Source organism: Pseudomonas sp. CFBP13509, assembly GCF_005233485.1.
Taxonomy (GTDB): Bacteria; Pseudomonadota; Gammaproteobacteria; order Pseudomonadales; family Pseudomonadaceae; genus Aquipseudomonas; species Aquipseudomonas marginalis.
Genome location: NZ_QGAA01000005.1, coordinates 266,963 through 282,105, shown reverse-complemented (window position 1 = coordinate 282,105; position 15,143 = coordinate 266,963). Strand labels below are relative to the sequence as shown.

Here is a 15,143-nt window from a genome sequence, read left to right as displayed (position 1 = left end):
CGACATCCTACCAGTCACCGCTTGATAGCGGTCAACCGGGCGACCAACTTACTTCTTGTCTGTAACTTCTTCGAACTCGGCATCGACAACATCGTCTTTAGCTTCAGGCTCTGCCTTTTGAGCAGCACCGTCAGCTGGCTGAGCCTGTTCGGCGTACATTTTTTGAGCCACTGGCGCGGAGACTTTCGACAATTCTTCAACCTTGGCTTCAATGGCAGCCTTGTCGTCGCCTTTGACAGCGGCTTCCAAGGCAACTACAGCAGCTTCGATCGCAGCCTTCTCTTCAGCGGTCACTTTCTCGCCAGCATCAGCGATCATTTTGCGTGTCGAGTGAACCAGTGCGTCGCCCTGGTTGCGGGCACCTGCCAGCTCTTCGAACTTCTTGTCAGCTTCAGCATTGGTTTCAGCATCACGGATCATCTGTTGAATTTCTTCATCAGAAAGACCGGAGTTGGCCTTGATGGTGATCTTCTGCTCTTTGCCGGTAGCCTTGTCTTTCGCACCTACGTGCAGAATGCCGTTGGCGTCGATATCGAAGGTCACTTCGATTTGTGGCACGCCACGTGGTGCTGGTGGAATCTCAGCCAGGTCGAACTTGCCCAGGGACTTGTTCTGAGCAGCCTGCTTACGCTCACCTTGCAGCACGTGAATGGTCACAGCACCCTGGTTATCATCAGCCGTCGAGAACACCTGGGATTTCTTGGTAGGAATCGTGGTGTTTTTCTCGATCAGCGCAGTCATCACGCCACCCATGGTTTCGATACCCAGGGTCAGCGGGCTAACGTCCAGCAGCAACACGTCTTTCACGTCACCGGCCAATACCGCGCCCTGGATGGCAGCACCCATGGCAACCGCTTCGTCCGGGTTCACATCTTTACGTGCTTCTTTGCCGAAGAACTCGGTAACCAACTTCTGAACCAGTGGCATACGGGTCTGACCGCCTACCAGGATCACGTCGTTGATCGCACCAACATCAATACCGGAGTCTTTCAGCGCAATGCGGCATGGCTCGATGGTGCGTTGAACCAGGTCTTCGACCAGCGCTTCCAGCTTGGCGCGAGAGATCTTCACGTTCAAGTGCTTAGGACCGGTGGCGTCTGCAGTGATGTACGGCAGGTTAACGTCGGTCGACTGAGCGGAAGACAGCTCGATCTTGGCTTTCTCAGCAGCTTCTTTCAGGCGCTGCATCGCCAGAGGGTCACCCTTGAGGTTCATGCCGCTTTCTTTCTTGAATTCGTCAACGAGGTAGTCGATCAGACGAATGTCAAAGTCCTCACCACCCAGGAAGGTGTCGCCGTTGGTGGCCAACACTTCGAACTGGTGCTCGCCGTCTACTTCAGCGATCTCGATCACGGAAACGTCGAACGTACCGCCACCCAGGTCATAAACGATCACGGTATGATCGCCCTTGGCCTTGTCCATACCGTAAGCCAGAGCAGCTGCGGTCGGTTCGTTGATGATACGTTTTACATCCAGGCCCGCGATGCGGCCGGCGTCTTTGGTCGCCTGGCGCTGGCTGTCGTTGAAATAGGCTGGAACGGTGATCACCGCCTCAGTCACTGTCTCACCCAGGTAATCTTCGGCAGTCTTCTTCATCTTCTTCAAGATTTCAGCCGAGATTTGCGGTGGCGACATTTTCTGGCCATTTACTTCAACCCAGGCGTCACCGTTGTCAGCCTTGGCGATCTTGTAAGGGACCATTTTGATGTCTTTCTGTACGACTTCTTCGTCGAACTTACGACCGATCAGGCGCTTCACCGCGTACAGGGTGTTATGCGGGTTGGTCACAGCCTGGCGCTTGGCCGACTGGCCAACCAGGATTTCACCATCGTTGGCGTAAGCGATGATCGACGGCGTGGTACGCGCGCCTTCGGCGTTTTCGATTACTTTTGCAACGCCGTTTTCCAACACGGAGACGCAGGAGTTGGTGGTCCCCAGGTCAATACCGATAATTTTGCCCATGATTTACTCTCCCGAAACTTGAATTTGGTTGCCGCAGCAGTGGTGGCTAACTGCGGTAGCACTTAAACGCTTGACTTATAAATGGGGGCCTTGCGGCGGATTTCAAGCCTGCTCATCAATAGAAGGTGCAACGGGTGCAGGAGCCTTGCTCACTACCACCATTGCAGGGCGCAACAGGCGACCGTTGAGCTGATAGCCCTTCTGGAACACTTTCAACACACTGTTGGGTTCGAGGTCGTGGCTTTCTTGCATGGCCATGGCCTGGTGAAGCTCAGCGCTGAACGGTTCGCCGCCTTGCGGATCAATGGCTTCCAGCTGATAACGCTTCAGGGTGTCCTGAAACATTTTCAGGGTCAGTTCGATCCCTTCGCGCATCGGGCGGATGTTTTCGTCATCCGGGTTGGACAACTCTAGGCCACGCTCCAGGCTGTCAATAATTGGCAGCAGGTCGCCCGCGAACTTCTCCAGCCCGAACTTGTGAGCTTTTTCTACGTCCTGCTCGGCACGGCGGCGGACGTTCTGCAGATCGGCGGCAACACGCAAAGACTGATCCTGCGCAGCGGCCAACTGCTCTTCGAGCACTTGCACACGAGTTGCCAGTTCATCACCGACAGCCGAATTGGCGTCCGGAGTTTGCGTATCCTGCGTCTGTTCGTCAGCCATAGATTTCTCCTTTCAAAATCATGCGCGAACTCAACTCGCGCTTCTGTTCCGGTATATGGGGCCACAATTTCCAGGTTCAAGGGTGCAGGCTCTACCAAAAGTCTTTCGCCTGCCCCAGATCAACTTCGACCCGATCATTCTCCTTTGCACTAAAAAACCCGGGCGACCGAGCAAATTGAGCTAAGCATCAGGATTGTCAGCCCAGAACAAAACACTGTATAAATAACCAGACCTAAAGCCTGGGAGCGGCCGTCATGCTCGTGCACCTGTCTGTACACAACTACGCCATCGTTGAACATCTGGATCTCGAACTGGATCGCGGGATGAGCGTAATCACAGGCGAAACCGGCGCCGGCAAGTCAATCATGCTCGACGCCCTGGGCCTGACCCTGGGCGACCGCGCCGACAGTGGCGTGGTGCGCCCCGGCGCGGATAAGGCCGACATTCTGGCCACCTTCGACCTCGCGGACATCCCCGAAGCCGAAGCCTGGCTGGTCGAGCGCGACCTTAATAACGACGGTCCGTGCATCCTGCGCCGAGTCATCACCGCCGAGGGCCGCTCGCGCGGCTATATCAATGGAACCCCCTGCCCCCTTGGCGACCTGAAGGCCCTGGGTGAACTGCTGATTGACATCCATAGCCAGCATGAACACCAATCCCTGCTCAAAACCGACACCCACCGCCGCCTGCTTGACGAGTACGCTGGCGCCACCGACCTTGCCCGACAGGTACAACTGGCCGCCCAGCGCTGGCGCCAGACCCGACAGGAGCTGGAGCGACTGTCCAATTCCGGTGACGAGCAACGCGCTCGCCATCAATTGCTCAGCTATCAGCTTGAAGAGCTGGAAAGCCTGGGTCTTGGCGAAACCGAGCTGGAACAACTGGAACAGGAACACAAGAACCTCACCAACGCCGAAACCCTGCTGTCTATCTGCCGCCAGGTAGTGGAGCAATGCAGCGAGAGCGATTCCGGCAATGTGCTCAATGCGCTCACGGCCAGCCTCAACCGACTGTCCAGTGTTAACAGCGCCTCAAGCTCACTGAATGAAGCCACCACCCTGCTGACCAGTGCGCAAATCCAGGTAGAAGAAGCCGTCGGCGAACTCAATCGCTTTCTTGATCATTTCGACGCTGACCCGGCGCGACTGCAGGAAATAGAAGAGCGCCTGGACACCATCTATACGCTGGCGCGCAAACATCGAATCCAGCCCACCGAAGTGGCAACCATGCAGCAGAAGCTGCTGGATGAAATCGAGACCCTGAACGCGAATGACGAATCCATTGAGCGACTGGGCCAAGAGCTCGGCTCTTTTGCCCGCCACTATCAGGAGAAGGCCCGCGAACTGAGCGATCTGCGCCAACAGGCCGCCACCAGCCTGGCTGGCGCCGTCGAGCAGGAAATTCAGCGCCTGGGCATGCCGGGCGGGCGCTTTACCATCGAGTTGCGCACCAACGCCAGTAATGAACTGCAGCCCTACGGCCTGGAGCAGGTAGAACTACTGGTCAGCGCCAACCCGGGGCAACCGCTCAAGGCACTGGCAAAAGTGGCGTCTGGTGGCGAGCTCTCGCGAATCAGCCTGGCGATCCAAGTGATTACCGCGCAAACCTCACGGGTACCGACACTGGTGTTCGATGAAGTAGACGTAGGTATCGGTGGCCCCACGGCGGAAATTGTGGGTCAGTTACTGCGCCGCCTGGGGGATCGCGGCCAGGTGCTGACCGTCACTCACTTGCCGCAAGTCGCGGCCCAAGGGCATCAACACTTGTTTGTGCACAAGGTCAGAGGCAGCGAAGCGACACACACAGCGGTATCCAAGCTGAACAAGTCGGAGCGCGTGGAAGAAGTGGCGCGGATGCTCGGAGGGATCGACCTGACCAAAGAATCTTTGGCACACGCGAAGAAAATGGTCGTAGCCGCCAAGGCCTGAGCCGAGCTTTTCCTTATTATAGAAAGCACGAAGGCGACCCCAGGGTCGCCTTCGATCGTTTCGCAGAGCAATTCTGCGTCGCTTTTTACTTTTTCTTACGGATGTACAACACAAGATTGTGGTCGACCAAATCGAAACCATGCTCCTCAGCAATTTCGTGCTGGAGCTTTTCGATTGCCGGGCTGGTGAACTCGATAACCTCATTGGTATCCAGGTCAACCATGTGGTCGTGATGACCACCGTCAGCCAATTCGAACACTGCATGACCGCCGTCGAAATTATGACGAACCACCAGCCCTGCGGCTTCAAACTGGGTCAGTACACGGTAAACCGTGGCCAGGCCGACGTCCTCGTTAGACTCCATCAGCGCCTTGTAAACATCCTCGGCACTCATGTGGCGCTGCTCAGCAGAATCGAGCATTTGTAGAATCTTGACTCGTGGCAGAGTCACTTTAAGACCGGCTTTGCGTAGTTCGCTATTTTCAACCATGGTTAGCTTTCTCGCGGATGCTGCTTCGCAGCTTCTCTTAATACGGGTATGATCGGCGTTTACGTTGTCCCAGCCAAGATAGTGGAAGTCGCCCACCGATGCAAAACACCAAGCTCTTGCTAACCAGTTTCACCTTTGTGGGACTGCTCGCACTCGCCGGTTGTTCATTCCCCGGGGTTTACAAAATCGACATCCAGCAGGGCAATGTCGTCACGCAGGACATGATAGACCAGTTACGCCCGGGAATGACCCGACGGCAAGTACGGTTTATTATGGGCAACCCCCTGCTGACCGACACTTTCCACGCCGATCGCTGGGATTATCTCTATAGCCTGCAGCCCGGTGGCGGTGAACGCCAACAGGAGCGTGTCAGCGTCATTTTCAATGGCAATGACCAGCTTGTCAGCCTGTCGGGTGACTTCATGCCAGGCGTAAGCCGTGATCAAGCGCTGCTCGGCAACGATAACGGCACCAACGTGACTGCACCTGTGCAGGAAAGCGAGAAGCCGAAGTCCGAAGTACCAGCCAAGCCAGGCTCCTTGCTCGACAAGATCCAGAAAGACGTCGACGGGGTCGAAACGGTCCCTGTCCCGACGCCTCAGCCTCTGGACACCAGCCCGCAGTAACATTGCGGCGCATATAAAAAGCCCGGCATGCCGGGCTTTTTGTTGCCTGTCATTCAACCAGCTTATGGATGCTGCCGCTTCGCCAACGCCGCCCTGGCGGCACGCAGCCTGCGCACTTCTTTAGGGTCCACAAGCAAGGGCCGATAGATTTCAATGCGATCGCCCGATTGCACGGGACGCACCTCAGCATCCGTGACGACCTTACCGAATACCCCCAAGGGGCAAGCAGCCAGATCCAGTTCAGGAAACTGCATAGCCATCCCTGACAACTGCACTGCTGCACGCAGACTGGTTCCCGAAGCCACCGTCAGCGCCAGCAGAACCTGGCGATCCTCGGCGGCATAAACCACCTCGATCTCAACCATGCAATTGCTTGGCTCGCTGGCAGAATGCATCCACCAGGGTATTGGCCGCCTGATTGAACAACGGCCCCAATGTGGCCCGCACAATCGGCCCAGCGTAATCAAACGACAAATCCAGGCTGATCTTGCAGGCCTTGTCGGTAAGCGCCTTGAAAACCCATACACCATGCAGCTGGGTAAACGGCCCTTCCTGCAAATTCATTTCAATGGACTTGCCCGGCACCAGCGCATTCCGCGTAACAAAGTGCTGACTGAGCCCGCCTTTCGCCACCCCAACACTGGCAACCATATGTTCATCACTGCTTTCCAGCACCTCGGCAGTTGAGCACCAAGGCAGGAATTCCGGGTAACGCGCCACGTCGTTGACCAGGTCATAGAGCGCCTGCGCCGGATAGGGCAGCAGGGCCGAACGTTGAATATGCGTCGTCATGTGTGCGTGATTTCCACAGCTGAGCGGCAAACATCGCGAAACAACAGTCCGATCCGCGAAAGAAAAAAACCAAAGAACTGCCGGTATTGTCCGGGATTCGACCAACACGCTCAAGCACGCAGGTTGACCGTAGCCGACACGCTCGCAACTCCCTATAATGCCGCCCCTATGGCTAAACAAAAGAAACACCCCACAGGGACCATCGCGCAAAATAAAAAAGCGCGACACGATTACTTCATCGAACATCGGTTCGAGGCTGGTCTGGTCCTGGCCGGCTGGGAAGTAAAGAGTCTGCGTGCCAGCAAGTTGCAACTGGTCGACAGCTACGTATTGCTCAAGGATGGCGAGGCATGGCTGCTCGGCAGTCATATCACCCCGCTGACAACCGCGAGCACCCACGTGATTGCCGACCCGGTGCGCACGCGCAAACTATTGCTCAATGCCCGCGAACTGGAAAAGCTCGCCGCAGCCGTACAGCAGAAAGGCTATGCCTGTATCTGCCTGTCCTGGTATTGGAGCAAGCACCTGGTCAAGTGCGAGATCGCACTGGGCAAGGGCAAGAAGGAATACGATAAGCGTGATACTGAGCGCGAACGCGATTCCAACCGCGAACTGCATCGCGCCGTGCGCAACAAGGGCAAGGAGGAGTAACCCTTGTAACGATGTAGCCTCGGGACTTCCCCCCGGCTACATCCCCTTACGCCGCTCCGCACGCGCCACGCGCTGAACCTCCTGACGTACTTCCTCCAACACTTCCTGCACGTACTCCAGGTGACGTGTCGAGACTTCTCGCGCCTGCTCGGCCCGGCCCTCGATAATCGCCAGGTACAGTTCCCGGTGCTGACTGATCAGCATGTCGCGCGTCTCCGTACGTTGCTGATACATGCCGCCAATATTGGTCACCACGTTACGCTTGAGCAGGTCGAACAAGCCGCGAATAGTGTGCAGCAACACCGCGTTATGGCTGGCCTCCGCAATGGCCAGGTGGAACTGTGCATCCGCAGCCCCCTCCTCGACCCGACTCACTTCATCAACGCGGGCATAGCAATCCTGCAACGCCTCGAATGCAGCGGTCAGCCGCTCACGGTCGACCTCAGTAGCTCGCAATGCTGCGTAATAAGCACAGGACGCTTCAAGGGTCTGACGAAACTCCAGCAGGTCACGCTGGGCCTCGGGATTGTTTTCCAACAGGTGCAGCAACGGATCGCTGAACGTCGAGCCCAGTGACTCGGCAACATAATTGCCCCCACCCTGACGGCTCACCAACAAGCCCTTGGCCGCCAGCTTCTGAATCGCCTCCCTCAACGAAGGACGCGACACACCAAACTGTTCAGCCAAAGCGCGCTCGGCCGGCAAGCGCTCACCCGACTTCAACGTGCCCTCAAGGATCATCCCCTCAAGCTGCTCGACTATATCGTCAGACAAACGGCGCTGACGCACCTGATCAAACCCCATAACTCACTCCCCACCATCCCGACCACTCGCCGGGGCCTCTATTCTGGCCTATCGCCGCCCTTCCAGCACCTATCAGAACCGCTTCGATTCACCCGATCAAACCACCTCGCCTGCCGGGCTACGACCAAAGTTTCGCGAGCGGCAAATTGACACATCCCGCGAAGACTTTTAACCTAGCCTCCAGCGATTGTAAATTGGTATTACCAATTATCCAAGTCGACTATGAAGTGCCTGACCAACAACAATTAGGGGCCACCCCATATGCAAACCTGGCAACAGCTCTACAGCCCGCTCGGCAGCCTCGGCCTGTCCGCACTGGCCGCCGTTATTCCGATCGTGTTTTTCTTCCTGGCTCTGGCCGTGTTTCGCCTCAAAGGCCACGTGGCCGGCAGCATCACGCTGGCGTTGTCGATACTGGTAGCGATCTTTGCCTTCCACATGCCAGTGGACATGGCGCTGGCCGCCGCTGGCTACGGTTTTGCCTATGGCCTGTGGCCTATTGCCTGGATCATTGTCGCGGCGGTGTTTCTCTACAAACTCACCGTCAAGAGCGGCCAGTTCGAGATCATCCGCAGCTCTGTCCTGTCGATCACCGATGACCAGCGCCTGCAGGTGCTGTTGATCGGCTTCTGCTTCGGCGCATTCCTGGAAGGTGCTGCCGGTTTCGGCGCCCCCGTGGCGATTACCGCCGCACTGCTGGTAGGCCTGGGCTTCAATCCGCTGTACGCGGCCGGCCTGTGCCTGATTGCCAACACCGCACCCGTCGCCTTCGGCGCCTTGGGAATTCCGATCATCGTTGCCGGGCAAGTGACCGGAATCGATGCATTCAAGATCGGCGCCATGACTGGCCGCCAACTGCCGCTGCTGTCGCTGTTCGTGCCGTTCTGGCTGGTCTTCATGATGGACGGCCTGCGCGGCGTTCGCGAAACCTGGCCAGCTGCGCTGGTCGCGGGCCTGAGCTTTGCCATCACCCAATACTTCACGTCCAACTTCATCGGCCCGGAACTGCCGGATATCACCTCGGCCCTGGCCAGCCTGATCTCTCTGACCCTGTTCCTGAAAGTATGGCAACCCAAACGCACTGCGGGCGCGCAGATTGCCGGTGCCACTTCCGACGCAGCGATTACCGCCAGCGCCGGCGGCTTCGGCCTGCCGCGCAGCACCGTCGCCTCACCTTACAGCCTGGGGCAGATCTTCAAGGCGTGGTCACCGTTCCTGATCCTCACCGTGCTGGTCACCATCTGGACCCTCAAACCGTTCAAGGCGATGTTCGCCGCAGGCGGCTCGATGTACAGCTGGGTATTCAACTTCGCGATCCCGCACCTGGATCAAATGGTGATCAAGGTTGCACCCATCGTGACCAACCCGACTGCGATCCCAGCGATATTCAAGCTGGACCCGATTTCAGCGACCGGTACCGCTATTTTCTTCTCGGCACTGATCTCGATGCTGGTCCTGAAGATCAATATCAAGATTGGTCTTACCACTTTAAAAGAGACCTTCTACGAGTTGCGGTGGCCGATCCTGTCTATCGGCATGGTGCTGGCATTCGCCTTTGTCACCAATTACTCCGGCATGTCTTCGACCATGGCGCTGGTATTGGCTGGCACTGGTGCAGCCTTCCCGTTCTTCTCGCCGTTCCTAGGCTGGCTGGGGGTTTTCCTGACAGGCTCCGACACATCGTCCAACGCCCTGTTCAGCTCGTTGCAAGCCACCACGGCGCACCAGATCGGCGTCAACGACACGCTTCTGGTCGCTGCAAACACCAGTGGCGGCGTGACCGGCAAAATGATTTCGCCGCAATCGATCGCCGTGGCTTGCGCCGCTACCGGACTGGTGGGTAAAGAATCCGACCTGTTCCGCTTCACCCTCAAGCACAGCCTGTTCTTCGCCACGATCGTCGGGCTGATCACCCTGGCCCAGGCTTACTGGTTTACCGGCATGCTGGTGCACTAAAGCCGTAGCAATAGGGTCATAACCGACGCCGGGCTATAACTTCGGCGTCGGCTTTGCGCAATCGTGTCAATACGGCGCCCAGGGGGTGCTGATCCTGGAGGACCAATGAGTCTGCCTGCCGCTTTCCTTGCTGACGTTGCACAGCTGATCCCACAAGATCGACGTTTCGACGATCCACTTTCCACCCTCGCATTCGGCACCGACGCCAGCTTTTACCGATTGGTCCCACAACTGGTGATCCGCGTCGAATCGGAAGACGAAGTGGTGGCGCTGCTGCAACTGGCCCAGCGTGAACGTGTGCCGGTAACCTTCCGCGCAGCCGGCACAAGCCTGTCCGGGCAAGCGATAAGCGACTCGGTACTGATCGTGCTGGGGGACAATTGGAACGGCCGTGAGATTCGCGGGCAAGGCACTCAGATCCGCCTGCAACCCGGCGTGATCGGCGCACAGGCCAACGCCTGGCTGGCGCCATTCGGGCGCAAGATCGGCCCAGACCCGGCGTCGATCAATGCCTGCAAGATCGGCGGAATCGTCGCCAACAACGCCAGTGGCATGTGCTGCGGTACGGCGCAGAACACCTACCACACCCTGGCCGGAATTCGTCTGGTCCTGGCCGATGGCAGCCGCCTCGATACAGAAGACGCAAGCAGCGTTACGGCGTTTCGTGAACAGCACGGCGCACTGCTCGAGCGCCTGGCCACACTCGGCCGTGAAACGCGGGCAAACGCGGAATTGGCAGCAAAAATCCGCCACAAATACCGTCTGAAAAATACCACCGGCCTGTCACTCAACGCCCTGGTGGATTTTGATGAACCGCTGGATATCCTCAGCCATTTGTTGGTGGGCTCCGAGGGTACCCTCGGTTTTATCAGCGCAGTCACCTACGACACCGTGATCGACCACCCGAACAAGGCGTCGGCGTTGATCGTATTTCCGGATGTGGAGACCTGCTGCAACGCAGTCACCATCCTGAAAACCCAACCGGTGTCGGCTGTCGAGTTGCTGGACCGACGCAGCATGCGCTCGGTGCAGAACAAACCGGGCATGCCCGCATTCGTACAGCACTTGTCAGAAAGTGCCTGCGCCCTGCTGATTGAATCCCGCGCCGCATCGCCCTCATTGCTGCATGAACAATTGGCGCTGATCATGGCGTCGCTGGCCGGTTTCCCGGTGGAGAAACAGGTCGACTTCACCGAAGACCCTGTGGAAAACGCCCGCCTGTGGGCCATCCGCAAGGACACCTTCCCCGCCGTAGGTGCTGTACGCAAAACCGGCACCACGGTGATCATCGAAGACGTCACCTTCCCGGTCGAGCAACTGGCCATTGGCGTGAACCGCTTGATCGAACTGTTCGACAAACATCACTACGACGAAGCCATCCTTTTCGGACATGCCCTGGAAGGCAATCTGCACTTTGTGTTCACCCAAGGCTTCAACAGCGCGGAAGAAGTCACACGCTATCAAGCGTTCATGGATGACGTCGCGCAATTGGTGGCCGTGGAGTTCGGCGGTTCGCTGAAAGCCGAACACGGCACCGGCCGCAATATGGCACCGTTCGTGGAGCTGGAATGGGGCAGCGACGCCTATCAATTGATGTGGCAACTCAAACGCCTGCTCGACCCCAACGGCATTCTCAATCCTGATGTGGTGCTCAGCGAAGATCCGCAGATTCACCTCAAGCACCTCAAGCCGCTGCCTGCGGCCGACGAGCTTGTGGATAAGTGCATTGAGTGCGGTTTCTGTGAACCGGTATGCCCATCGAAGGGCCTGACGTTGAGCCCGCGCCAGCGCATCGTGATCTGGCGAGATATACAGGCGAAAAAACGCGCCGGCGTCGACACTACCGAATTGGAAGCGGCCTACCACTACCAGGGCATCGACACGTGCGCCGCCACCGGCCTATGCGCCCAGCGCTGCCCGGTAGGAATCAATACCGGCGACCTGGTGAAAAAACTGCGAAGCCGTGACGCCGACCGTACGAAAACCGCCGAATGGCTGGCCACCCATTTCGCCACGGCACTGCAAGGTGCGCGCTTTACCCTGCATGTAGCCAATGGTGCACGCATGCTGCTGGGAGCGCCTCGCCTGGCGAAGCTGTCGGCCACCATGACCAAGTTGTCCAAGGGACAGATTCCGCAGTGGACCAACGCCATGCCACAACCGGAAAAAGCCATTCGCTTCAGCCCGGCGGTGACGGATGAGCGGCCACGGGTGGTCTACCTGGCGGCCTGCGTCTCACGCGCCATGGGCCCGGCGGCCGGTGATAAAGAGCAGATGTCTTTGTACGAAAAAACCCAGGGCCTGCTGGAAAAAGCCGGTTACCAGGTCGTGTTTCCCGACAACCAGGACAACCTGTGCTGCGGCCAGCCTTTCGCTTCCAAAGGCTACGCCGAACAGGCAGAACACAAACGCCAGGAACTGATCGGCGCCCTGCTCCATGCCAGCCGCGGCGGCCTGGACCCGATCTATTGCGACACCAGCCCCTGCACCCTGCGCCTGGTGCAAGACCTCGGCGAAACGCGCCTGGACCTTTACGACCCCGTACGTTTCATCCGCACGCACCTGATGGACCGTCTCGACTTCACACCGCAGGAGGCACCGATCGCCGTACACGTCACCTGCAGCACCCAACACCTGGGAGAAAGCCAGGCCCTGATCGACCTGGCCCGTCGCTGTGCCAAAACCGTGGTAATTCCGGAAGGCATTCACTGCTGCGGGTTTGCCGGCGACAAAGGTTTCACCACGCCGGAACTCAACGCCCACTCGCTGCGCTCCCTCAAGGATGCAGTGCAGCACTGCAGTGAAGGCATCTCCACCAGCCGCACCTGCGAGATCGGCCTGAGCCAGCATGGCGGCATCGACTATCACGGGTTGGTGTACCTCGTGGATCGCGTGACTCAGGCCCGCGCCCATTAATCCCGCAAAAAAACAGAACCCCTGCGCGCTGGCGTAGTCATCTGCATAGGCCTCGACGCACGAGGCCCATCAGTGATGTCGCTGGCAGCCCATGAACGCCAGCAGCGTCGAGCCTTTTTTGCGCAAGGAGATACCCTATGAAGCGTTCCGCTCTTGCTGGCTTGTTCATTACCGCTGCGATGTTGGCCTCCCCTGCTTTCGCTGCTGGCGAGCCCGACCTGTGCAAGATCAACCTGGACAAAATCAACAACGGTAAAGCGCTGCTCGCCACCGACACCAGTGGCAAAAGCGGCGAAATCGACACAGCCGTCTCCCAGGCCAAGGCTGCCCACGCCGCCGGTGACGACAAGAAGTGCATCGAAATCACCTCCAAGGCCCTGCAAGACCTGCAGAACCTGGACAAAGGCGGTCAATAAGCGCAGGGCCAACCTTCGGGTTGGCCTTCCGTGACCGTTTGGCGTACACTGCACAGGCTTGTCACTCACTATGAAACAACGAGTTACAAGCACGGGGCCGTTTAGGATTCGACGCCGGTCGCGAAACTTTAGGTGCATGCCGAGTTGGTAACAGAACTCGTAAATCCACTGTTGCAACTACTTATAGTTGCCAATGACGAAAACTACGGCCAGGAATTCGCTATCGCTGCGTAAGCAGCCTTAGACCTGAGCTTCTGGTACCTTCGGGTCCAGCAATCACCAGGGGATGTCTGTAAACCCAAAGTGATTGTCATATAGAACAGAATCGCCGTGCAGTACGTTGTGGACGAAGCGGCTAAAACTTACACAACTCGCCCAAAGCACCCTGCCCTTCGGGTCGCTGAGGGTTAACTTAATAGAAACGGCTACGCATGTAGTACCGACAGCGGAGTACTGGCGGACGGGGGTTCAAATCCCCCCGGCTCCACCACCTTATCATCTAAAGACGTCCACGGACGTCTTTTTTTGTGCCTGGAATCCAGTGAATACGGGGGTTTTAGCGCCATCAGCGTCCACGAACGTCCAAGAGCAGCCACCCTTTATGGCATTCCAATTGGCATTCCAAGCCCAACAGTGCTAATTTTTGGAATGCCAACCCCACCCTGGAATGCCAATGTGCGCACAAGCGGTTCGCCTCTCTGAACTCAAAATCAAATCTGCCAAGCCTGCTGAAAAGGACTACGTCCTGTTCGACGGCGGCGGACTTCAAATGCGAGTGAGAAGTAATGGCTCAAAGCTATGGAACTTCAACTATCGACACCCCGTGACGAAGAAGCGAATCAACATGGGCCTCGGTACCTTCCCAGAAGTCTCGCTAGCGCAAGCACGAAAGGGCTCCATTGCAGCGAGGGAAATACTTGCCCAGGGCATCGATCCCAAAGAACAACGAGATGCAGTGCTGCAAGCAAAGCAAGCTGAAACCGAGCACACATTTCAGAATGTCGCGACGGAATGGTTTGAACTGAAGAAGGATGCGGTCACACCAGCTTATGCCGAGGACATCTGGCGCTCGTTGACGCTGCATGTATTTCCGGATTTGGCCACCACACAGATTTCAGCCATCAGCGCACCACAAGTCATCAACCTTCTTCGACCACTCGAAACCAAAGGTAGCCTTGAAACCGTCAAACGGCTGTCACAGCGACTCAACGAGATCATGACTTACGGGGTCAACTCAGGACTGATACACGCAAACCCACTCAGCGGGATTCGCTCCGTCTTCAAGAAGCCGAAAAAGAAAAACATGGCGGCACTTGCTCCCGATGAGCTGAAAGAGCTCATGGTGGCAATTGCCAATGCCAGCATAAAAAGAACTACGCGCTGTCTGATCGAATGGCAGCTCAATACCATGACTCGCCCAGCGGAGGCTGCAACCACGCGCTGGGCCGACATCGACTTCGAGAAGAAGATCTGGACGATTCCTGCTGAGCGCATGAAGAAACGCCGCGTACATATCGTGCCGCTCACAGATCAAGCACTGGCGCTGTTGGAGGCAATCAAACCATACAGCGGACACCGAGAGTATATATTTCCTGCAGACCGGGACCCTCGAACACACTGCAACAGCCAGACCGCCAACATGGCGCTAAAGCGCATGGGCTTCGAAGGTCGGCTGGTGAGCCATGGCATGCGCTCAATGGCCAGCACCATCCTCAACGAACACGGCTGGGATCCTGAGCTGATCGAGGTGGCGCTTGCGCACGTCGACAAAGATGAGGTTCGCAGCGCCTATAACCGAGCGGACTATATCGAGCGCAGACGACCGATGATGGCTTGGTGGAGTGAACACATTCAAGAGGCAGCCACCGGCAATCTATCGGTGGCTGCCATTAAGGAAAGTAGGGACAGAAAAGTCGTATCGATACGCTGATCTAAGGAC

Annotated in this window: 13 protein-coding genes and 1 other RNA gene; 8 read left to right on the top strand and 6 right to left on the bottom strand. The window is 57.4% G+C overall.

Going from position 1 to position 15,143, the window contains the following annotated elements:
• Positions 1 to 48: 48 nt before the first annotated feature.
• Positions 49 to 1,962, bottom strand: a complete 1,914-nt coding sequence (dnaK, locus tag PspCFBP13509_RS11095; RefSeq protein WP_053137821.1) for a molecular chaperone DnaK — start codon at positions 1,960 to 1,962, stop codon at positions 49 to 51.
• A gap of 102 nt (positions 1,963 to 2,064) precedes the next feature.
• Positions 2,065 to 2,625, bottom strand: a complete 561-nt coding sequence (grpE, locus tag PspCFBP13509_RS11090; RefSeq protein WP_027605357.1) for a nucleotide exchange factor GrpE — start codon at positions 2,623 to 2,625, stop codon at positions 2,065 to 2,067.
• A gap of 254 nt (positions 2,626 to 2,879) precedes the next feature.
• On the opposite strand from grpE, the gene recN reads away from it, so the two are divergent.
• Positions 2,880 to 4,553: a DNA repair protein RecN gene (gene recN / locus PspCFBP13509_RS11085; RefSeq protein WP_137212039.1), complete on the top strand. Its 1,674-nt coding sequence runs from the start codon at positions 2,880 to 2,882 to the stop codon at positions 4,551 to 4,553.
• Between the two features lie 85 nt (positions 4,554 to 4,638).
• Here recN and fur read toward each other — a convergent pair whose 3' ends face one another.
• Positions 4,639 to 5,043, bottom strand: coding sequence for a ferric iron uptake transcriptional regulator (fur, locus tag PspCFBP13509_RS11080; RefSeq protein WP_010562662.1), 405 nt, complete (start codon positions 5,041 to 5,043; stop codon positions 4,639 to 4,641).
• Between the two features lie 98 nt (positions 5,044 to 5,141).
• Between fur and PspCFBP13509_RS11075 the strand changes: the two genes are divergently transcribed.
• A complete protein-coding gene (locus tag PspCFBP13509_RS11075; RefSeq protein WP_027605355.1) occupies positions 5,142 to 5,669 on the top strand; it encodes an outer membrane protein assembly factor BamE in 528 nt (175 codons plus the stop codon).
• A 62-nt stretch (positions 5,670 to 5,731) separates the two neighbouring features.
• On the opposite strand, the gene PspCFBP13509_RS11070 is transcribed toward PspCFBP13509_RS11075, so the two are convergent.
• A complete protein-coding gene (locus PspCFBP13509_RS11070) occupies positions 5,732 to 6,034 on the bottom strand; it encodes an RnfH family protein (RefSeq protein WP_065925317.1) in 303 nt (100 codons plus the stop codon).
• Positions 6,027 to 6,461 (bottom strand): type II toxin-antitoxin system RatA family toxin, encoded by a 435-nt coding sequence (locus tag PspCFBP13509_RS11065; protein WP_027605353.1) that lies wholly within the window; start codon positions 6,459 to 6,461, stop codon positions 6,027 to 6,029. The genes PspCFBP13509_RS11070 and PspCFBP13509_RS11065 overlap by 8 nt, the downstream gene beginning before the upstream one ends.
• A gap of 168 nt (positions 6,462 to 6,629) precedes the next feature.
• On the opposite strand from PspCFBP13509_RS11065, the gene smpB reads away from it, so the two are divergent.
• Positions 6,630 to 7,112, top strand: coding sequence for an SsrA-binding protein SmpB (smpB, locus tag PspCFBP13509_RS11060; RefSeq protein WP_003176160.1), 483 nt, complete (start codon positions 6,630 to 6,632; stop codon positions 7,110 to 7,112).
• A gap of 36 nt (positions 7,113 to 7,148) precedes the next feature.
• On the opposite strand, the gene PspCFBP13509_RS11055 is transcribed toward smpB, so the two are convergent.
• On the bottom strand, positions 7,149 to 7,916 hold the full coding sequence (locus PspCFBP13509_RS11055; RefSeq protein WP_065938286.1) for an FCD domain-containing protein: 768 nt from the start codon (positions 7,914 to 7,916) through the stop codon (positions 7,149 to 7,151).
• A 261-nt stretch (positions 7,917 to 8,177) separates the two neighbouring features.
• Between PspCFBP13509_RS11055 and PspCFBP13509_RS11050 the strand changes: the two genes are divergently transcribed.
• From PspCFBP13509_RS11050 to PspCFBP13509_RS11030, 5 genes are all read left to right on the top strand, one after another.
• Positions 8,178 to 9,872, top strand: coding sequence for a lactate permease LctP family transporter (locus tag PspCFBP13509_RS11050; RefSeq protein ID WP_065947685.1), 1,695 nt, complete (start codon positions 8,178 to 8,180; stop codon positions 9,870 to 9,872).
• Between the two features lie 105 nt (positions 9,873 to 9,977).
• Positions 9,978 to 12,788: an FAD-binding and (Fe-S)-binding domain-containing protein gene (locus PspCFBP13509_RS11045; protein WP_137212038.1), complete on the top strand. Its 2,811-nt coding sequence runs from the start codon at positions 9,978 to 9,980 to the stop codon at positions 12,786 to 12,788.
• Positions 12,789 to 12,925: 137 nt separating this feature from the next.
• Positions 12,926 to 13,204, top strand: coding sequence for a hypothetical protein (locus PspCFBP13509_RS11040; protein WP_027605349.1), 279 nt, complete (start codon positions 12,926 to 12,928; stop codon positions 13,202 to 13,204).
• Positions 13,205 to 13,297: 93 nt separating this feature from the next.
• Positions 13,298 to 13,694, top strand: a transfer-messenger RNA (tmRNA) gene (gene ssrA, locus PspCFBP13509_RS11035).
• Positions 13,695 to 13,877: 183 nt separating this feature from the next.
• A complete protein-coding gene (locus PspCFBP13509_RS11030) occupies positions 13,878 to 15,134 on the top strand; it encodes an integrase domain-containing protein (protein ID WP_137212037.1) in 1,257 nt (418 codons plus the stop codon).
• The last annotated feature ends 9 nt before the right edge of the window (positions 15,135 to 15,143 follow it).